Source organism: Streptomyces sp. NPDC052079 (assembly GCF_040680275.1).
In the GTDB taxonomy this organism is placed as follows: Bacteria; Actinomycetota; Actinomycetes; order Streptomycetales; family Streptomycetaceae; genus Streptomyces.
The window spans coordinates 79,397-98,203 of sequence record NZ_JBFAWL010000012.1; the positions used below are offsets into that span (position 1 = coordinate 79,397).

Below are 18,807 nucleotides of genomic sequence, written 5' to 3' on the forward strand. Positions count from 1 at the left end.
TGTAGCGCATCCCACAGGGCAGACAGGCAACCTCCGCCCCAATTCCGGGCATAAGAGGGCCCTGGTGACTTTCGTGTCACCAGGGCCCTCTGCGCGGATACCGGCCGGCGGCTCGCTACTCGGCCGTCACGACGGTGACTTCGCCGATCCCGAGGGCCTCGACCGGCGCCTTGATCTGCGCCGCGTCACCGACGAGGACGGTCACCAGGCGGTCCACCGGGAAGGCGCTCACGACCGCCGCGGTGGCCTCCACGGTGCCCGTCGCGGCCAACTGCCGGTACAGGTCGGCCTGGTAGTGGTCCGGCAGGTGCTGCTCGACCTGGTCGGCCAGGGTGCTCGCGACGGCCGCGGCGGTCTCGTACTTGAGGGGCGCCACACCCACCAGGTTCTGCACGGCGACGTCGCGTTCGGCGTCGGTCAGCCCCTCCGCGGCGAGCGTGCGCAGCACCTGCCACAGGTCGTCCAGGGCGGGGCCGGTGTTCGGCGTGTCGACGGAGCCGCTGATGGCCAGCATCGCCGCGCCGGTGCCGTCGGGGGCGGACCTGAGGACCTGCCCGAACGCCCGCACGCCGTAGGTGTAGCCCTTCTCCTCGCGCAGCACGCGGTCCAGGCGGGAGGTGAGGGTGCCGCCGAGGCAGTACGTGCCGAGGATCTGTGCGGGCCAGACGCGGTCGTGCCGGTCGGGGCCGATCCGGCCGATCAGCAGCTGCGTCTGGACGGCGCCGGGACGGTCCACGATCACGACCCGGCCCCGGTCGTCGGCGACCACCGGCGGGATGGGCCGCGGCCGGGCCGAGGAGCCGGTCCAGGCGCCCAGCGTGTCGCCGAGCAGCGCGTCGAGGTCGACGCCGGTGAGGTCGCCGACGACCACGGCGGTGGTCGTGGCGGGGCGGACGTGCCTCTCGTAGAAGGCGCGCACGGCCGCGGAGTCGATTCCGGCGACCGTCTCCTCGCTGCCCTGGCGCGGGCGTGACATGCGCGAGCTCGCCGGGAACAGCTCCTTGGCGAGCTCCTTCGCCGCGCGGCGGGAGGGGTTCGCCAGCTCGTGCGGGATCTCGTCGAGGCGGTTGCGGACGAGCCGTTCGATTTCGCTGTCGGCGAACGCGGGCGCCCGGAGGGCGTCGGCGAGCAGCCCGAGCGCCTTGGGGAGCCGTGAGGCCGGGACCTCCAGGCTGAGGCGGACGCCGGGGTGGTCGGCGTGCGCGTCCAGGGTGGCGCCGCAGCGCTCCAGTTCGGCGGCGAACTCCTCGGCGGAGTGCTTGTCGGTGCCCTCGGAGAAGGCGCGCCCCATGATCGTGGCAACGCCGTCGAGCCCGGCCGGCTCGGCCTCCAGGGGCGCGTCGAGCAGCACCTCCACGGCGACGACCTGCTGGCCGGGGCGGTGGCAGCGCAGGACGGTGACGCCGTTGTCGAGCCGGCCGCGCTCGGGGGCCGGGAAGGCCCAGGGCGTGGCGTCGCCCGGCTGCGGCTGGGGGTGGAAGTCCATCGTGGCGAGCTCGGTCACTTCGCCGCCTCCTCGTTCTCGTGGGTGCCGGCGACTGCGGCGGCTTGCTCGGTGTCTTCGGCGTCCCCGGCGCCCTCGGCGTCCTCGGGGGTCTCGCCCTCCGGGGCGACGGGCTCGTAGACGAGCACCGCGCGGTTGTCGGGGCGCAGGCGGCTCTTGGCGACCTCCTGCACCTCCTCCGCCGTCACGTCGAGAACACGCTGGACGGCAGTCAGCGCGAGCTGCGGGTCGCCGAACAGGACGGCGTACCGGCAGAGTTCGTCCGCGCGGCCCGCGACGGTGCCGAGCCGGTCGAGCCACTCGCGCTCCAGCTGGGCCTGGGCGCGTTCCATCTCCTCCGGCGTGGGGCCCTGCTCGGCGAAGCGGGCCAGCTCCTCGTCGATGGCGGCCTCGATGACCGGCACCTCGACGTCGCCGGACGTCTTCACGTCCAGCCAGCCCAGGGAGGGGGCCCCGGCCAGCCTCAGCAGGCCGAACCCGGCGGCCACGGCGGTGCGGTCGCGCCGTACCAGCCGGTTGTAGAGGCGCGAGGACTCGCCGCCGCCGAGGACCGTGAGGGCCAGGTCGGCGGCGTCGCACGCGCGCGTGCCGTCCTCCGGCAGCCGGTAGGCGGCCATCAGCGCACGCGCGGGGACCTCCTCCTCCACGATCTCGCGCAGCTGCTCGCCCATGACGTCGGGCAGCGAGCCCTCGCGCGGGACGGGCTTGCCGTCGTGGGACGGGATGGAGCCGAAGTACTTCTCGATCCAGGCGAGCGTCTGCTCCGGATCGATGTCCCCGACGACGGACAGCACGGCGTTGTTCGGCGCGTAGTACGTGCGGAAGAACTCGCGGGCGTCCTCCAGAGTGGCCGCGTCCAGGTCCGCCATCGAGCCGATGGGCGTGTGGTGGTACGGATGGCCCTCCGGATAGGCGAGCGCGGTGAGCTTCTCGAAGGCCGTGCCGTAGGGGACGTTGTCGTAGCGCTGGCGGCGCTCGTTCTTGACGACGTCGCGCTGGTTCTCCATGGACTCGTCGTCCAGGGCGGTCAGCAGGGAGCCCATGCGGTCGGCCTCCAGCCAGAGGGCGAGCTCCAGCTGGTGGGCGGGCATGGTCTCGAAGTAGTTGGTGCGCTCGAAGCTGGTGGTGCCGTTGAGGGAGCCGCCGGCGCCCTGCACCAGCTCGAAGTGTCCGTTGCCCTTGACCTGGGCGGAACCCTGGAACATCAGGTGCTCGAAAAGGTGAGCCAGACCGGTACGTCCCTTGACCTCATGACGTGAACCGACGTCGTACCAGAGGCACACCGCCGCGACCGGGGTCAGGTGGTCCTCCGAGAGCACCACGCGCAGGCCGTTGGCCAGGCGGTGCTCGGTCGCTGTCAGGCTGCCGGAGCCTGCCTGGTCTGTGGCCGTGTGACCCATGGGCATGTACGTCCCTCCGATCGCGGAGGCGGTCGTCGAAACCGCCGTTTCTGCCGGTCCTGCCACTGTATGCAAGCGCGCGGACGACCGGAGAAGTTCCCGGCCGGGCTCGGGTACGCCGAGAGCGAGAATGCCCGGGAGGCGTACCCTCGAGGGCTGCGGCGGCACGGCGGCGGGCGCGATGGCACCCCCGGACCCCGTTCGCCCGGTGACCGCGCACTCCGCGCAGCCCCGCGCGGAGCGCACCGCACCCGTCCGCGTACCCTGCTCGCGCCGCCGCACCCCGCCGGACGGGACGTCCGGACCCCGGTCCTGGTCCCGTCTGTCAGTGCGACGGTCCACAATGGTCCGCGTCAGATCCCGTCCCACGCTCAGCAAGGAGCCGGCAGCGATGGCCCGCCGCAGCACGAAGACCCCGCCGCCCGACGACCCGTACGAGGAGAAGATCCTCGACATCGACGTCGTCGACGAGATGCAGGGCTCCTTCCTCGAGTACGCCTACTCGGTCATCTACTCCCGCGCCCTGCCCGACGCGCGCGACGGCCTCAAGCCGGTGCACCGCCGCATCGTCTACCAGATGAACGAGATGGGCCTGCGGCCCGAGCGCGGCTATGTGAAGTGCGCCCGCGTCGTCGGCGAGGTCATGGGCAAGCTGCACCCCCACGGCGACGCGTCGATCTACGACGCCCTCGTCCGCATGGCCCAGTCGTTCTCGATGCGCGTCCCCCTGGTCGACGGCCACGGCAACTTCGGCTCGCTGGGCAACGACGACCCGCCCGCCGCCATGCGGTACACCGAGTGCCGGATGGCCGAGGCGACCAGTCTCATGACGGAGTCCATCGACGAGGACACGGTCGACTTCGTACCCAACTACGACGGCCAGGAGCAGGAACCGGTGGCGCTGCCCGCCGCGTTCCCGAACCTCCTGGTGAACGGCGCCTCGGGCATCGCGGTCGGTATGGCCACCAACATGCCGCCGCACAACCTGCGCGAGGTGATCGCCGCCGCCCGGCATCTGATCAGATATCCGAACGCCGACCTCGACGCCCTGATGAAGCATGTCCCGGGCCCCGACCTGCCCACGGGCGGCCGGATCGTCGGGCTCTCGGGCGTCCGCGACGCGTACGAGACGGGCCGCGGCACGTTCAAGATGCGCGCGACGGTCACGGTGGAGGACGTGACGGCGCGCCGCAAGGGCCTGGTCGTCACCGAGCTGCCCTTCGCGGTCGGTCCGGAGAAGGTGATCGCCAAGATCAAGGACCTGGTCGGCGCGAAGAAGCTGCAGGGCATCGCGGACGTCAAGGACCTCACCGACCGTGAGCACGGTCTGCGCCTGGTCATCGAGATCAAGAACGGCTTCGTGCCCGAAGCGGTGCTGGAACAGCTGTACAAGCTGACGTCGATGGAGGAGTCCTTCGGCATCAACAACGTGGCCCTGGTGGACGGCCAGCCGCTCACCCTCGGGCTGAAGGAACTGCTGGAGGTCTACCTCGACCACCGGTTCAACGTCGTGCGCCGGCGTTCGGAGTTCCGCCGCGGCAAGAAGCGCGACCGTCTGCACCTGGTCGAGGGCCTGCTCACGGCGCTGGTGGACATCGACGAGGTCATCCGCCTCATCCGCTCCAGCGACAACTCCGCGCAGGCCAAGGAGCGGCTGATGGACCGCTTCTCGCTCAGCGACGTCCAGACCCAGTACATCCTCGACACGCCGCTGCGCCGCCTGACCAAGTACGACCGGATCGAGCTGGAGGCCGAGAAGGACCGGCTCAACGCGGAGATCGAGGAGCTGACCCGGATCCTCGACTCGGACGCCGAGCTGCGCAAGCTGGTCTCCGCCGAACTGGCAGCGGTGGCCAAGAAGTACGGCAACGACCGGCGTACGCTGCTGCTGGAGTCGGCCGGCACCGCGGCCGCCGCCGTGCCGCTGCAGGTGGCGGACGACCCGTGCCGTGTCCTGCTGTCGTCCACGGGGCTGCTGGCCCGTACGGCGAACGACGAGCCGTTCGGCGACACCTCCGGCGCCAAGCGGGTCAAGCACGATGTCATCGTCTCGGCGGTGCCGGCGACAGCACGCGGTGAGATCGGCGTCGTGACCTCCTCCGGCCGTCTGCTCCGGCTGAACGTGGTCGATCTGCCCCAGCTCCCGGAGACGATGCCGACGCCGAACCTCTCGGGCGGGGCTCCGCTCGCCGAGTTCGTGTCCCTGGAGGACGGCGAACAGGTGGTGTGCCTGACATCGCTGGACGAGTCGTCGCCCGGCCTGGCGCTCGGCACGGAGCAGGGTGTCGTCAAGCGTGTGGTGCCCGACTACCCCTCCAACAAGGAGGAGCTGGAGGTCATCACGCTCAAGGAGGGCGACCGGATCGTCGGCGGGGTCGAGCTGCGTACGGGCGAGGAGGACCTGGTCTTCATCACCGACGACGCACAGCTGCTGCGCTACCCGGCGGCGCAGGTCCGTCCGCAGGGCCGCCCCGCGGGCGGTGTGGCGGGCATCAAGCTCGCCGAGGGAGCGAAGGTCATCAGCTTCACGGCGGTCGATCCGGCCGTGGACGCGGTGGTGTTCACGGTCGCGGGCTCGCGCGGGACGCTGGACGACTCGGTGCAGACGACGGCCAAGCTCACCCCGTTCGACCAGTACCCGCGCAAGGGCCGGGCCACCGGCGGTGTGCGCTGCCAGCGGTTCCTGAAGGGCGAGGACTGTCTGTCCCTGGCCTGGGCGGGCCCGGCCCCGGCCCTCGCCGCCCAGAAGAACGGCGCCGCGGTGGTCCTCCCGGAACCCGACCCGCGCCGCGACGGTTCCGGCGTCTCCCTCGCGAAGACGGTGTGGGTGGTGGCGGGCCCGGCCTGAGGCGCTCGGGGCGGCTCCGGGCCTGCCTAGGCCGCCGGGTCCTCCTCCGCCTCCCGCACATAGCGCAGAACGCCCCACATGCCCTGCTCATCGGCGTGTGGGGCGTCGCCGTCGCCGCTCACGCACGCCTCCAACTCCGTGCGCAGGGCGCCGGCGTCGATGTCCGTCCCGATGAGGACGAGCTGCGTAAGCCGCTCCGTCCCCGCCGGCCGGGGCTCCGGGTAGAACCGCAGGAACCGCCCCACGGCATGCACGGCGTAGCGGTTGCGGGTGTCGTACGGCCCGAAGTCGACGTACCCCTTGATCCGGTAGAGCCCCGCGGGCCTGCTGTCCAGGAAGCGGATCAGCCGCCGTGGGTCCAGCGGGCGCTCGGACACGAAGGAGACGCTGTCGTACGCGGCGTGCAGATGCCCGGCGTGCTCACGGTCGTCGCGATGCAGGTCGTCGAACGACAGCTGCCCGACCCGCTCCTCACCCGGCCGGCAGTCGAAGAGAAACTCGGGGTCGACGCGGCCGTGCGTGGCGGGCACCACGGCGGCGCGGTCGACGAGTGACCGCACGAGCCGCAGCACCCGCGCCTCGTCCGTGACCCGGTCGACCTTGTTGACGACCACCAGATCGGCGAGTGCCAGGTGCCGGTCGATCTCCGGGTGCCTGGCCCGGGTGTCGTCGAACTCGGCGGCGTCCACCACCTCGACAAGTCCGCCGTACACGATGCCGGGGTGCTCACTGGCGAGCACCATCCGCACGAGCTCCTGCGGTTCGGCCAGGCCGCTGGCCTCGATGACGATGACGTCGAGGCCGGCGGAGGGGCGGGCGAGCCGCTCGAGGTACTCGTCGAGCTCGCTGGCGTCGACGGCGCAGCAGAGGCATCCGTTGCCGAGGGACACGGTGGAGTCCCCGAGGGCCCCGGCCACGGCCATGGCGTCGATCTCGACCGCACCGAAGTCGTTGACGACGGCACCGATGCGGCTGCCGCCGCTGCGGCGCAGGAGGTGGTTCAGCAGGGTGGTCTTCCCCGAGCCGAGAAATCCGGCCAGCACCACGACCGGAATCTGCCGCCCGCCGCTCCACACCACCACGCGACCCCTCTCATACCTGTGCGCACGCCGGCTCACTGAGGGCGTGCACACCGAAGATTGACTGACGAACCAGGATACGAGCGAGAAGAACGACGGCGAAGTGAACGATTGTTAGCAGCATCTGCGGGGCAGACGTTGTTCATGGCGCCGGTTTGTGCGACCCTCGCTTCCCTCCGTGCGCCTCCTCTCCGCCTTCCCGCCGATCAGAGCCGCTCGGCACCCTGGAAGGCGGCAAGCGCCGCCCACCGCTCGCCGGTTCCCCGCAGTCGACCCGCATCCCGACGACCGGCGGACGGCGGCCTGATCGGGGGTATTTGACATGGTCACACAGAACAGTGGTGTGCGAAGTCTGGGACTCGCCGCCGCGGCGGTCGCCGCGGTGGTCCTCACAGGGCTGGCCGCGCGGCAGCGACGGCTCGAGGACGTGTGTCGGCAGTTGGTCGAGGTTCAGCGGGCCGAAAGTCGCCGTGCGGGCCTCGTCGACTACCAACGGCTGCAGCTGGGACTCCTGGAACGGGCCATCGACGACCCCGAACTGGCCGCCGTGCTGAGCACCTTCGAGACCGACTCCGCCGCCCATCTCCGGCAGCACCTTTTCGCCAACGCGCTCTACTCGAACGCGCTGTTCGGCTACCGCATGGGTATGGCGACCCGCGAGGAGCTGCACGGACACCTTCGAGTGCTGTGCAGGAGTGCCGCCTTCCGCACGTACTGGGAGTCCACGCGGCCTCATCGGGCAAGCCTCAGGGACGACTCGGAGGAGGGTCGTATCGGCCGGATGGTGGACAGCCTGATTCACGATCTGGACGCGGCCGGTGAAGCGGAGGAGTGGTTCGTTGTGGGTGAACCACCCACTGAATGACGGAGGTTGATCCGCATGCGACCGCTCGCATGACGGGTCCATTCGGCAGTGGCGGTCTCAGTGCCCGGACAGCACCCGTGACAGCGTGGGTCTAATCTGTCCCCGCCCAACCGCCACACCGCAAGAATGGGGACCTCCCTTGGAAATCGTGCGTCGCATTGGTGCCTCCCCCAAGGAGCGCGGGAGCATGACCGGCGACACCTGCCCCGACATTTTTGAGCTGTCCGACGGCAACTTCGCCGTCATCGGCACGGACGCCACGGCGTCACTCGACGCCCGCCTGCCGGCCGACGCCGCTCGCGCCGACCACGAGCGCATCGTGGTGATCAGCCGCGAAACGCTGCTGCGCGCAAAGGGAGACATTCCCGATGCTTGAGATAGCCACGCTCCTCGGATCCATCGGCACAGCCCTCACCGGCATCGCGGCGATTGCCGCGGTGATGATCAATAAGCGCAGGTCCACCGGAGACTCCCGGGATTCGTCCGAGTGAGGATGCTCGCAGCGGGGCCCGGCGCCGGTGCCGCGCCGGACCCCGCGGTCATGCCGCGTCCGGAACCCCGACCGGGGCCCCCTCGCCCACATACCGGGCCGTCGGCCTGATGATTTTCGGGTCCTCCGCCTGTTCGAGGATGTTGGCGCTCCATCCCACCGCCCGCGCCGCCGCGAACGTGGGGGTGAACATCTCGCGCGGGATGCCGCAGAGTTCCATGACGACGCCGGCGTAGTACTCCACGTTGGTGCGCAGGGCCCGGCCCGGCTTCAGCTCCGCCAGGATCGCCTCCACGTGGCGTTCGACCTCCACCGCGAAGTCCACCCGGGGTCCGCCGAACCGCTGGGCCACCTCGCGCAGCAGGCGCGACCTGGGATCCTCCGTGCGGTAGACCGCGTGGCCGAAGCCCATGATCCGCTCGCCGGCGCGCACATGCTCACGGACCCAGGAGTCGATGCGCTCCGGCGTCCCGATCGCGTCCAGCGTGTCCAGTGCCCGGCTCGGCGCGCCTCCGTGCAGCGGCCCGGACAGTGCCGCCACCGCGCCCACCAGGCACGCCGCCACATCCGCGCCCGTCGACGCGATGACCCGTGCCGTGAAGGTCGACGCGTTGAAGCCGTGATCGATGGTGGAGATCAGGTACTGCTCGATCGCCCGGACCCGCTCCGCGTCCGGCTCCGAACCCGTCAGCATGTAGAGGTAGTTCGCCGCGTACGGCAGATCCTCCCGCGGTTCCACCGGCTGCAGCCCCCTGCCCAGCCGGTACAGCGCGGTGAGCAGCGTCGGCACCGCCGCGGTCGCAGCGAGGGTGTCCTGTCGGCGCCGGTCGGCGCCGATGTCGTACACCGGCTGGAACCCCTTCGCCGCACCGAGCAGCGAGAGCGCCGTCCGCATCCCCGCGAGCGGGCCCGAGCGTCCGCCGGCCGCCGCGATGGCGGGCAGCGCCGACCGCACCTCGTCGGGCAGGCTCCGCAGCGCGGCGGTCTCCGCGGAGAAGCGCGCGGATCGTTCCGCGTCGGGCAGGTCGCCGTGCACCAGCAGATGCCATACGTCCTCGAAGCCACGGGACCGCGCCAGATCGACGGCCGAGTACTGCCGGTAGTGGTAGAAGCCCTCGGCCCCCCGGACGTCACCGATCCGGGTGTCTGTGACGACCACCCCCGCCAGCCCTCGCGGCACCTCGACACGTGCGGCAACAGCCTCATTGACAGACATGACTTCCTCCTTGAACTTGATCCGACTGTCTATCGTTGATGCCGAGCTGTCAATATTGAGTGAATCAATGAAAAAGTCCATGTGCGACAGGACGGATACGGTGACCCCATGCGCGATCAAGACCCCTCCCCCGGCGCCGCCGACCGGCGGCTCAGCACCAAGGAAGCCGCCGAACTGCTCGGCGTGAAGCCGGAGACCGTGTACGCGTACGTGAGCCGCGGTCAGCTCAGCAGCCGGAGGGCGCCCGGGGGCCGGGGCAGCACCTTCGACGCCAGGGAGGTGGAGGCGCTCGCGCGTCGCAACAGACGGGAGAGCGCGAGCGGTCCGGGTGGCCCGGGCGGCGAGCTGTCCGTGCGGACCCGCCTTACCCTCATCGAGAGCGACCGGTTCTATTTCCGCGGTGTCGACGCCGTCGAACTCGCGACCCGGCACAGCTACGAAGAGGTCGCCGAGTGGCTCTGGACCGGCCGCCTCCGTCCCGGGGCCGCATTCGACGCGCCCGGGCCGCTCGTCGCCGTGGCCCGCCGTGCCGTCAAGGCGCTGCCCGGCCACGCCACCCCCACCGACCGCCTGCGCGTCGCGGCGATCGCCGCGGCCACCGCGGACCCGCTGCGCTTCGACCTGTCCGAGGACGCCGTGCTCGGCGCGGGCCGCACCCTCATCCCTACCCTGGTCGCCGCGCTCCCCCCGCTCGGGCCCGACCGACGCGACACCGGCCCGCTGGCGCACCGCCTCTGGACCCGGCTCAGCGGCAGGGACCCCGACGAAGCACGGCTGCAGGTCCTCGACACGGCCCTGGCCCTCCTCGTCGACCACGACCTCGCCGCCTCCACCCTCGCCGTCCGCGTGGCGGCGTCGGCCCGCGCGCACGCCTACGCGGCCGTCTCGGCGGGGCTCGGCGTGCTGGAAGGTCCCCTGCACGGCGCGGCCAGCGGCCTCGCGCACAGACTGCTGCTCGAGGTGCTGGACCAGGGCGACGCGGCCCCCGTGATCGCGGACGAGTTGCGGGCCGGCCGCCGCATCCCGGGACTCGGCCACCGCCTGTACCCCGGTGACGACCCGCGCGCGCGTGCGCTCTTCACCCTGTTGGGGGACATCCCGGATGCCGAGCCCGCCCTGGCGGCCGCCCGCGACATCGTGGCGACCGCCGCCCGCCACACCCCTCTGCACGCCAACGTCGACCTGGCGCTCGCCGTCCTCACCGTGTCCTGCGGCATGCCGGCCTCCGCGGGCGAGACGGTCTTCGCCGTCGCCCGTACGGCCGGATGGATCGCCCACGCCCTGGAGGAGTACGGCGAGCGCCCCCTGCGCATGCGCCCCAGCGGTCTGTACGCCGGGCCGAAGCCGCCCCGGCCGCTGCCCGGGCAGGAGGCGGAGGGGGCGCCACCTCACTCCTGATGGGGCGCCACGTCACTCCTAAGGAAGCCAGGTTAGGCTCACCTGTGTGAGTAGCACGTGCTCAACCGTCTCCCGCGAGCTCGACGAGCCGGTCGCGGGAACCGCGGCCACCGCGAGGACCTGGCTGCTGCTGGAGCAGCCGGGCCCGTGGGGTGCCAAGGCGCTCACCGCGAGCCACCTCGATCCCGCGCTGGGCCGCGCCCTGGAGGCCGCCGCGCGCGGGACCGGGGTCCGGGTCGCGCTCATACGGCGCGCCGGGCGTCACGCGGACTGCCGGGTGCCCGCCAGCCGACGGGTGTATGCGGCCCACACCGTTCCGGGAAACGTGTGGCTGCACGCCGCCACAGTCACCGACCCCGCGAAGCTGCTGGATCTCGACTTCCCCGCGCTGGGCCGGGGCGAGCCCGGCACCTTCGGGACGGCACTCGGCGGCGGCCCCCATGAGAACGACCCGCTCGCGCTCGTCTGCACCAACGGCAAGCGCGACCGCTGCTGCGCCCTGCTCGGGCGGCCCCTGGCGGCCGAGCTCGCCGCATCCGGGGTCAAGGGTGTCTGGGAGGTCACCCACCTCGGCGGTCACCGCTTCTCGCCCACCGTGCTCGTCCTGCCGTACGGCTATGCGTACGGCAGGGCCCAGGCACACGCCGTCAAGGAGGTACTGCACGGCGCCCAGGAGGGCCGGATCATCGTGGAGGGATGCCGGGGCGGCTCCGCGTGGGAGCGGCCGGGCCAGGCGGCCGAGCTGGCCGTCCGGCGCACGGTGGGCGAGTACGCCGCGGAGGCGCTGAGCGTCGTACGGACGGACGGCGCGGCGCCGCGCTGGGAGGTGACCGTCGCCCACGCGGACGGACGGCGATGGCTGGTGGAGGTCGGGCAGGGCGCGTCCCTGCCGCCCCGCCCGGAGAGCTGTGGATCGGTACTGGGCTCGCCCGCGCGGATGGACGTCGTGGACATCCGCGAGGCGACCATGACGGCACTGGCCGGCTGACCGCGCTGTCCACGGGAACGCGGGAACGCGCGCCCGGGAGATCCCCGCCCCAACCCCTACGGCACCCCGCGCCCCTCCCCGTACCGTCAGGGGCATGAGTACCGCTCCCCCTGCACGCCGCCTGCGTCTGGGCCTGCCCCGGCGGGTGTTCTCGCAGGTCCTGCTGATGCAGCTGGCGATCGCCGCGGGGGTCGCGGTGCTCGCCACCGGACTGTTCCTCGCCCCACTCGGCGACCAGCTGGACGACCAGGCGATGCGCCGCGCGCTCGCCATCGCGCAGACCACGGCCCAGCAGCAGCGCATCGCGGACGACCTGCTGACCACGGCACCGTCGCCCGACGGGCCGGTGCAGCGGGAGGCGGAACGGATCCGCAGGGCCACCGGCGCCGAGTACATCGTGGTGCTGGACGTACGCGGCGTGCGCTGGTCGCACACCGATCCGCGGCGGATCGGCGGCGTGGTGTCGACCGACCCCGGTGAGGCGCTGGCCGGGCACGAGGTCATGGAGATCGACGAGGGCACCCTGGGGCGCTCCGCGCGGGGCAAGGTGCCGCTGCGGGACGATGACGGCGAGATCATCGGGGCGGTCTCGGTCGGCATCGCCTACGACAGCGTCCGGGCCCGGCTGATCCACGCGATCCCCGGACTGTTCGCCTACGCCGGCGGCGCCCTGGCCGTGGGCGCGCTCGCGGCCTGGCTCATCTCCCGGCGGGTCCAGCGGCAGACCCGTGACCTGGCCTTCTCCGATATCGCGGCGCTGCTCGCGGAGCGTGAGGCCATGCTGCACGGCATCCGGGAGGGAGTCGTCGCCCTGGGCCGCGGCGGCCGCATCCGGCTGCTGAACGACGAGGCGCAGCGCCTGCTGGGGATCGGCGAGGAGGCCGTCGGCCGCTCCCCCGACGAGGCACTCGGCGCCGGACGCACCTCCGATGTGCTGGCCGGGCGGGTGACCGGCACCGATCTACTCACCGTCCGCGGCCGGCGGGTCCTGGTCGCCAACCGTATGCCGACCGACGACGGCGGCGCCGTGGCCACCCTGCGCGACCGCACGGAGCTGGACCGGCTCGGCCGGGAGCTGGACTCCACGCGCGGGCTGATCGACGCGCTGCGCGCCCAGGACCACGAGCACGCGAACCGCATGCACACGCTGCTCGGGCTGCTGGAACTGGAGATGTACGACGACGCCGTGGAGTTCATCGGCGAGGTGGTCGGCGATCACCGGGCCACGTCGGAGCAGGTCACGGAGAAGATCAGGGACCCGCTGCTCGCGGCGCTGCTGGTGGGCAAGGCGACCGTGGCGGCGGAGCGCGGAGTGGCGCTGTGGGTCTCGGACCGGACCCGGCTGCCGGATCGGCTCATCGACCCGCAGGGGCTCGTCACCGTCGCCGGCAACCTGGTGGACAACGCCCTGGACGCCGCCGCCGGGACGCCGCACGCGCGCGTGGAGGTCGAAGTGCGCGCGGAGGGGCGCACGGCGGTGCTCGTGGTACGGGACACGGGGCCCGGAGTCCCGCCCGAGCGGCGCGAGTTGATCTTCGCCGAGGGCTGGTCCACCAAGGAGCCGCCGGCCCACCGCGAGCGGGGCATCGGGCTGTCCCTGGTGCGCAGGCTCGCCGAGCGGCAGGGAGGCAGCGCGAGCGTGAGCGACGCGCGGGGCGGCGGCGCGGAATTCACCGTCATCCTGCCCGAGGCCCTGACCGAACCGGGCGCCGAACCCGCGCTCACCAGGGCGTCCGCCCCGCGGACCGCCGACGAGGAGACACCGCCCAGCGCTGTCTGAAGCTCCTGGAGCGCATGGGACGGGCCCCGCTGACCCTCACGCACGGCGACGCGGGCCGCCCGGAACACCGTTACGTGTGGGCGACCCGCGCCTGAGGACACGGCCCATGGGGGCGGGGGAAGGAACCGTGCCCCCCCTTCCATACGGAAACCGGCGCCGTACGTCTCCGCTGCCGGCGCCGTACATCTGCGCCGGGTGCCCTACACCGCCCCCGCTCCGGTCAGCGAACGCACCTCGGTCTCCGCGTGCCGGGCCTCGTCGGGGACCTCGGCCGAGGTGACCGTGCCCAGCCAGCCCGCGAGGAAGCCCAGCGGAATGGAGACCAGCCCCGGGTTCTGCAGCGGGAAGAGCTGGAAGTCGGCGCTGGGGAAGAGGGATTCGGGGCTGCCGGACACCACGGGGGACAGCAGCACCAGCACCAGGGCCGGGACCAGACCTCCGTAGACGGACCACACGGCACCGCGTGTGGTGAAGCGGCGCCAGAACAGCGAGTAGAGCAGCACGGGCAGGTTCGCGGACGCGGCCACGGCAAAGGCGAGACCCACGAGGAACGCGACATTGAGGTCCCGGGCGAGCAGCCCGAGGGCGATCGCCAGCAGACCGATGCCCACCGCGGCGACCCGGGCGACGGCCACCTCGCTGCGCGGCGTTCCGCTCCGGCGCCGCAGGGAGGCGTACAGGTCGTGCGCGACGGACGCGGAGGAGGCCAGCGTGATCCCGGCGACCACGGCGAGGATCGTGGCGAAGGCGACCGCGGCGACGACCGCGAACAGGATCGTTCCCCCCGTGGTGCCGGCGCCGCCGCCCAGGTCGAGGGCGAGCAGCGGCACCGCCGTGTTCCCGGACGCGTGGGAGGCGCGCACGGCATCCGGTCCGATGATCGCGGCGGCACCGAAGCCGAGGACGATCGTCATCAGGTAGAACCCGCCGATGAGACCGATCGACCAGACGACCGAGCGCCGCGCCGCCCGCGCGGTGGGCACGGTGTAGAAGCGGGACAGGATGTGCGGCAGCCCCGCCGTACCGAGCACCAGGGCGAGCCCCAGGCTGATGAACTCCAGCCGCGCGGTCCAGTCCACGCCGTAGGCGAGCCCCGGTGCCAGGAAGGCGTCCCCGTGCCCGCTGCGGTCGGCCGCCGTGTGCAGCAGCCGGTTGATGTCGCCGTGGAAACGCAGCAGGACGAGGGTGGTCAGCGCGACGGTACCGCCGAGCAGCAGGACCGCCTTGACGATCTGGATCCATGTGGTGGCACGCATCCCGCCCAACGAGACGTAGATCACCATGAGTACGCCGACGCCGACGACGGTCCAGGCCTGCGCCGCCTCGCCGGTGCCGCCGAGCAGCAGCGCGACCAGGCTGCCCGCGCCCACCATCTGCGCCACCAGGTACAGCACCGACACGGTGACCGAGGAGGTTCCCGCCGCGATACGCACCGGCCGCTCCCGCATGCGCGCCGCGACGACGTCGGCGAGCGTGAACCGCCCGCAGTTGCGCACCAGTTCCGCGACCAGGAACAGCACCACCAGCCAGGCCACCAGGAACCCCACCGAGTAGAGCATCCCGTCGTAGCCGACGAGGGCGATGAGTCCGGAGATGCCGAGGAAGGAGGCGGCCGACATGTAGTCACCGGCGATGGCAAAACCATTCTCCATGGGTGAGAAGAGTCTGCCGCCCGCGTAGAACTCCTCCGCGGAGCCCTGGCGGCGACGGCTCACCCAGGTCGTGATGCCCAGCGTGACCGCGACGAACACGCTGAACAGCAGCAGCGCGGACATCTGGTGATCGACCCTCACGCGGCACCGCCTCTGCCGCCCCGCGCCAGTTCCTGCGTGTCCCAGCGCAGTTCCAGCGCCGCACGGTCTCTGCGCAACCGCGCGTGACGTGTGTAGGCCCAGGTGAGCAGAAAGGTGGTGAGGAACTGGCCGAGCCCCGCCAGCATGCCCAGGTTCACCGCGCCCGCGACCGGCCGCGCCATCAGGCTCGGAGCGGTCGTGGCGGTCACGACGTACGCGACGTACCAGGCGAGGAAGACCGTGACCGCCGGGACCACGAACCGCCGGTACCTGCTGCGTACCTCCTGGAAGGCCGCGCTGCGCTGTACTTCGAGGTACACGTCGGCGGCTGCCACGGTGTTCTGCCCGTGTCGCGCCGACGGCACCCTGACGTCGGCCGACTCGCCCCAGCCCGAGGCCAGGGCGTCGTACCAGGGATCGTCGTAGGTCACGTCCCCCGAGTTGCTTGGCTGCATGCCCAAGGATGGACAGAACGGGAAGATCCCTGACTCTTCTTCCCGTTCCTCTTCACCCCATCAGGTGACCCCGACCGTGCCCGCGCCCCGAGAGGCCCTGCCTAGGCGTCGATGCGGGACCGGTCCAGCGTCGCCGCGGAGCTGGAGATGAACTCCTTGCGCGGGGCGACGTCGTTGCCCATGAGCAGGTCGAAGACCTGCTCGGCGGCCTCCAGGTCGGTGAGGTTGATCCGGCGCAGGGTGCGGTGGCGCGGGTCCATGGTGGTCTCGGCCAGCTGGTCGGCGTCCATCTCGCCGAGGCCCTTGTAGCGCTGGATCGAGTCCTTGTACCGGATGCCCTTGCTCTGGAACTCCATGAGTTTGTCGCGCAGTTCCCGGTCCGAGTACGTGTAGACGTACTTGTCCTGGCCCTTCTTGGGCTGGACGATCTCGATGCGGTGCAGCGGCGGCACCGCGGCGAACACCCGGCCGGCCTCGACCATGGGCCGCATGTAGCGGTGGAACAGCGTCAGCAGCAGCGTGCGGATGTGGGAGCCGTCGACATCGGCGTCGGTCATCATGATGATCTTGCCGTAGCGGGCCGCGTCGATGTCGAAGGTCCGGCCCGAGCCGGCTCCTATGACCTGGATGATCGCGCCGCACTCGGCGTTCTTGAGCATGTCCGTCACGGAGGACTTCTGGACGTTGAGGATCTTGCCCCGGATCGGCAGCAGCGCCTGGAACTCCGAGTTCCGGGCGAGCTTCGCCGTACCGAGCGCGGAGTCGCCCTCGACGATGAACAGCTCACTGCGGTCGACGTCGTCGCTGCGGCAGTCGGCGAGCTTGGCGGGCAGCGAGGACGACTCCAGGGCGGTCTTGCGGCGCTGGGCGTCCTTGTGCTGACGGGCCGCGATACGGGTACGGGCCGCCGCGACCGCCTTCTCCATCACGACACGGGCCTGCTGGGCCGCGTCGCGCTTGCTGGAGGTCAGGAACGCCTTGAGCTCCTTGGAGATCACGTTGTTCACGATCCGGCGGGCCGCCGAGGTACCGAGGACCTCCTTGGTCTGGCCCTCGAACTGCGGCTCGGCAAGACGGACCGTGACGACCGCGGTCAGGCCCTCGAGCGCGTCGTCCTTGACGATGTCGTCCTCGGCCACACGCAGCATCTTCTTGGCGCGCAGCACCTCGTTCATCGTCTTGGCGACGGCCTGCTCGAAGCCGGCGACATGGGTGCCGCCCTTGGGGGTGGCGATGATGTTGACGAACGACTTGAGCGTGGTGTCGTAGCCGGTCCCCCAGCGCATCGCCACGTCGACGCCGAGTTCACGGGTGACCTCGGTGGGCGTCATCTGGCCGTGCTCGTCCAGGACGGGGACGGTCTCCTTGAAGGTGCCCTGTCCCGTGAAGCGGAGGGTGTCGCAGACGGGCCGGTCGGTGGCCAGGAACTCGCAGAACTCGCTGATCCCGCCATCGAAGCGGAAGGACTCCTCGCCCTTGCTGCCGCCCTCTCCGAGTCCGTACTCGTCGCGGACGACGATGGTCAGGCCGGGCACCAGGAACGCGGTCTGGCGGGCGCGCTGGTGCAGGGTGTCCAGGGCGAGCTTGGCGTCCTTGAGGAAGATCTGGCGGTCGGCCCAGTAGCGCACTCGGGTGCCGCTGCGGCTCTTGGGGATCTTCTTGGTCTTGCGCAGCCCGCTCCCGGGCTCGAACTTCGCGTCCGGGCCCTCGCCGGCGAAGGCGCCGGGGACACCGCGCCGGAAGCTGATCGCGTGGGTTTGCCCGCCGCGGTCGACCTCGACGTCGAGCCGCGCGGAGAGTGCGTTGACCACGGAGGCGCCGACGCCGTGCAGACCGCCGGAGGCGGCGTAGGAGCCGCCGCCGAATTTGCCGCCGGCGTGCAGCTTGGTCATGACGACCTCGACGCCGGAGAGCCCGGTCTTGGGCTCGACGTCGACCGGGATGCCCCGGCCGTTGTCCCGGACCTCCACCGAGCCGTCGTCGTGGAGCACCACCTCGATGTGGTCGCAGTAGCCTCCGAGGGCCTCGTCGACGGAGTTGTCGATGATCTCCCAGAGGCAGTGCATCAGACCACGGCTGTCGGTGGATCCGATGTACATGCCGGGGCGCTTCCGCACGGCCTCGAGCCCCTCGAGGACGAGCAGGTGCCGCGCGGTGTAGTTGGAACCGTCCCGGTCTGCTCCTGCCAGCAGCGCTGTGGACGGGACGGACGTCTCGGCGGTCACGCGGTTCGCTCCTCGCTGAATTTCAGATGGGGCCCTCATGGGTAAGGGCGCGGCTTGGGTCACCGGTCAGAGGGTACCGAGGCCTGGTAGAGCCGTTGTAACGCCACCCTCGTCCGGGCCCACCCTAGTCCAGAGTCGCATGCCTGTTCGATCCCTCGATGGAGTGAAGCACACATCACGTTCCCTTCCAGGCATGAACCATTTAGGCTCCGGGCACGTCCTCATGAACAACCGGCAACCCAGCCGGGAGGGCCGACCACCGATAAGAACGCGAATCCGTACGACACAGAGACACGCACTACGGCACATTCGCCGCCAACCGGCAACAGCCACCCACCTCGGAAAGATTTTTTTCGAGGAGAAGCCACGAGCGGGAACGTTTTGGGGCTGGTTGGATGTTGACCCTGGTACGACAGCTCGTCGAGCTAGAGAAGAGGCGACGTGACTACTGTTCTGACCCCCGCGAGCCCGCTGACGGCCGCCGATCGCTGCGACCGCTGCGGCGCCCAGGCATACCTGCGCGTCGTCCTGCTGAGCGGCGGAGAACTGCTCTTCTGCGCCCACCACGGTCGCAAGTTCGAGCCGGAACTCAAGAAGATCGCCGCTGAGATACAGGACGAGACGGAGCGGCTCACCGCCCCGGCGACCGCCTCCGACGAAGAGCGCTGATACTTCGCCTCAGACGAAGAGCGCCGACACTTCGCGTCCGACGACGAGCAGCCCGGCACAGGCCGGCCGACGGGCGACCGCCTCCGTTGCCTCGGAG

Annotated in this window: 15 protein-coding genes and 1 pseudogene; 9 read left to right on the top strand and 7 right to left on the bottom strand. The window is 71.2% G+C overall.

The features are described 5' to 3' along the window. Positions 1-115: 115 nt before the first annotated feature. Both AB0L56_RS19185 and AB0L56_RS19190 read right to left on the bottom strand, forming a co-directional pair. On the bottom strand, positions 116-1,504 hold the full coding sequence (locus AB0L56_RS19185) for a pitrilysin family protein (protein WP_361026061.1): 1,389 nt from the start codon (positions 1,502-1,504) through the stop codon (positions 116-118). Beyond that, the gene (locus AB0L56_RS19190; protein WP_365424739.1) at positions 1,501-2,910 is read right to left on the bottom strand and encodes a pitrilysin family protein; all 1,410 of its coding nucleotides are present in this window, start codon (positions 2,908-2,910) and stop codon (positions 1,501-1,503) included. Before AB0L56_RS19190 ends, AB0L56_RS19185 begins: the two co-directional genes overlap by 4 nt. A 385-nt stretch (positions 2,911-3,295) precedes the next feature. Here AB0L56_RS19190 and AB0L56_RS19195 point away from each other — a divergent pair, with 385 nt between their 5' ends. Further along, positions 3,296-5,752, top strand: coding sequence for a DNA topoisomerase IV subunit A (locus AB0L56_RS19195; protein WP_365424741.1), 2,457 nt, complete (start codon positions 3,296-3,298; stop codon positions 5,750-5,752). Positions 5,753-5,778: 26 nt separating this feature from the next. On the opposite strand, the gene AB0L56_RS19200 is transcribed toward AB0L56_RS19195, so the two are convergent. Further along, positions 5,779-6,831 carry a GTP-binding protein gene (locus AB0L56_RS19200; RefSeq protein WP_365424840.1) on the bottom strand — a complete coding sequence of 351 codons (1,053 nt, stop codon included), beginning with the start codon at positions 6,829-6,831 and terminating at the stop codon, positions 5,779-5,781. A gap of 343 nt (positions 6,832-7,174) precedes the next feature. Between AB0L56_RS19200 and AB0L56_RS19205 the strand changes: the two genes are divergently transcribed. The 3 genes from AB0L56_RS19205 to AB0L56_RS19215 all read left to right on the top strand — a co-directional run bounded on the left by AB0L56_RS19205 (position 7,175) and on the right by AB0L56_RS19215 (position 8,187). After that, complete coding sequence (locus tag AB0L56_RS19205) at positions 7,175-7,696, top strand: DUF6082 family protein (protein WP_365424743.1); 522 nt, start codon at positions 7,175-7,177, stop codon at positions 7,694-7,696. Positions 7,697-7,835: 139 nt separating this feature from the next. Then, the gene (locus AB0L56_RS19210) at positions 7,836-8,072 is read left to right on the top strand and encodes a hypothetical protein (protein ID WP_365424745.1); all 237 of its coding nucleotides are present in this window, start codon (positions 7,836-7,838) and stop codon (positions 8,070-8,072) included. Beyond that, positions 8,065-8,187 carry a hypothetical protein gene (locus tag AB0L56_RS19215; protein ID WP_361026047.1) on the top strand — a complete coding sequence of 41 codons (123 nt, stop codon included), beginning with the start codon at positions 8,065-8,067 and terminating at the stop codon, positions 8,185-8,187. The genes AB0L56_RS19210 and AB0L56_RS19215 overlap by 8 nt, the downstream gene beginning before the upstream one ends. Positions 8,188-8,235: 48 nt before the next feature. Here AB0L56_RS19215 and AB0L56_RS19220 read toward each other — a convergent pair whose 3' ends face one another. After that, positions 8,236-9,402, bottom strand: coding sequence for a citrate synthase/methylcitrate synthase (locus AB0L56_RS19220; RefSeq protein ID WP_365424747.1), 1,167 nt, complete (start codon positions 9,400-9,402; stop codon positions 8,236-8,238). Between the two features lie 108 nt (positions 9,403-9,510). On the opposite strand from AB0L56_RS19220, the gene AB0L56_RS19225 reads away from it, so the two are divergent. The 4 genes and pseudogenes from AB0L56_RS19225 to AB0L56_RS19240 all read left to right on the top strand — a co-directional run. After that, positions 9,511-10,800, top strand: coding sequence for a citrate synthase (locus AB0L56_RS19225; RefSeq protein WP_365424749.1), 1,290 nt, complete (start codon positions 9,511-9,513; stop codon positions 10,798-10,800). A gap of 46 nt (positions 10,801-10,846) precedes the next feature. Beyond that, complete coding sequence (locus AB0L56_RS19230; protein WP_365424751.1) at positions 10,847-11,788, top strand: sucrase ferredoxin; 942 nt, start codon at positions 10,847-10,849, stop codon at positions 11,786-11,788. 94 nt (positions 11,789-11,882) lie between these two features. Then, entirely contained in the window at positions 11,883-13,568 is a 1,686-nt protein-coding gene (locus tag AB0L56_RS19235; RefSeq protein ID WP_365424753.1) for a sensor histidine kinase, read from the top strand. Next, positions 13,538-13,663: pseudogene (locus AB0L56_RS19240) on the top strand (two-component system response regulator); the annotation flags it as partial. The gene AB0L56_RS19235 and the pseudogene AB0L56_RS19240, both read left to right, overlap by 31 nt. A gap of 105 nt (positions 13,664-13,768) precedes the next feature. Here AB0L56_RS19240 and AB0L56_RS19245 read toward each other — a convergent pair. The 3 genes from AB0L56_RS19245 to AB0L56_RS19255 form a co-directional block, all read right to left on the bottom strand. Continuing rightward, positions 13,769-15,361, bottom strand: coding sequence for a cation acetate symporter (locus AB0L56_RS19245; protein ID WP_361026032.1), 1,593 nt, complete (start codon positions 15,359-15,361; stop codon positions 13,769-13,771). Next, positions 15,358-15,816 carry a DUF485 domain-containing protein gene (locus AB0L56_RS19250; RefSeq protein ID WP_365424756.1) on the bottom strand — a complete coding sequence of 153 codons (459 nt, stop codon included), beginning with the start codon at positions 15,814-15,816 and terminating at the stop codon, positions 15,358-15,360. The genes AB0L56_RS19245 and AB0L56_RS19250 overlap by 4 nt, the downstream gene beginning before the upstream one ends. Positions 15,817-15,917: 101 nt before the next feature. Next, positions 15,918-18,041 carry a DNA topoisomerase IV subunit B gene (locus AB0L56_RS19255; RefSeq protein WP_365424758.1) on the bottom strand — a complete coding sequence of 708 codons (2,124 nt, stop codon included), beginning with the start codon at positions 18,039-18,041 and terminating at the stop codon, positions 15,918-15,920. Between the two features lie 441 nt (positions 18,042-18,482). On the opposite strand from AB0L56_RS19255, the gene AB0L56_RS19260 reads away from it, so the two are divergent. Then, positions 18,483-18,710 (top strand): hypothetical protein, encoded by a 228-nt coding sequence (locus AB0L56_RS19260; protein WP_361026022.1) that lies wholly within the window; start codon positions 18,483-18,485, stop codon positions 18,708-18,710. Positions 18,711-18,807 lie beyond the last annotated feature (97 nt).

Excerpts from the sequence above, each read along its gene's own strand:
- AB0L56_RS19250 (WP_365424756.1), bottom strand. The coding sequence starts at position 15,816 with ATGCAGCCAAGCAACTCGGGGGACGTGACCTACGACGATCCCTGGTAC.
- AB0L56_RS19225 (WP_365424749.1), top strand. The coding sequence starts at position 9,511 with ATGCGCGATCAAGACCCCTCCCCCGGCGCCGCCGACCGGCGGCTCAGC.
- AB0L56_RS19215 (WP_361026047.1), top strand. The coding sequence starts at position 8,065 with ATGCTTGAGATAGCCACGCTCCTCGGATCCATCGGCACAGCCCTCACC.
- AB0L56_RS19190 (WP_365424739.1), bottom strand. The coding sequence starts at position 2,910 with ATGCCCATGGGTCACACGGCCACAGACCAGGCAGGCTCCGGCAGCCTG.
- AB0L56_RS19195 (WP_365424741.1), top strand. The coding sequence starts at position 3,296 with ATGGCCCGCCGCAGCACGAAGACCCCGCCGCCCGACGACCCGTACGAG.
- AB0L56_RS19235 (WP_365424753.1), top strand. The coding sequence starts at position 11,883 with ATGAGTACCGCTCCCCCTGCACGCCGCCTGCGTCTGGGCCTGCCCCGG.
- AB0L56_RS19220 (WP_365424747.1), bottom strand. The coding sequence starts at position 9,402 with ATGTCTGTCAATGAGGCTGTTGCCGCACGTGTCGAGGTGCCGCGAGGG.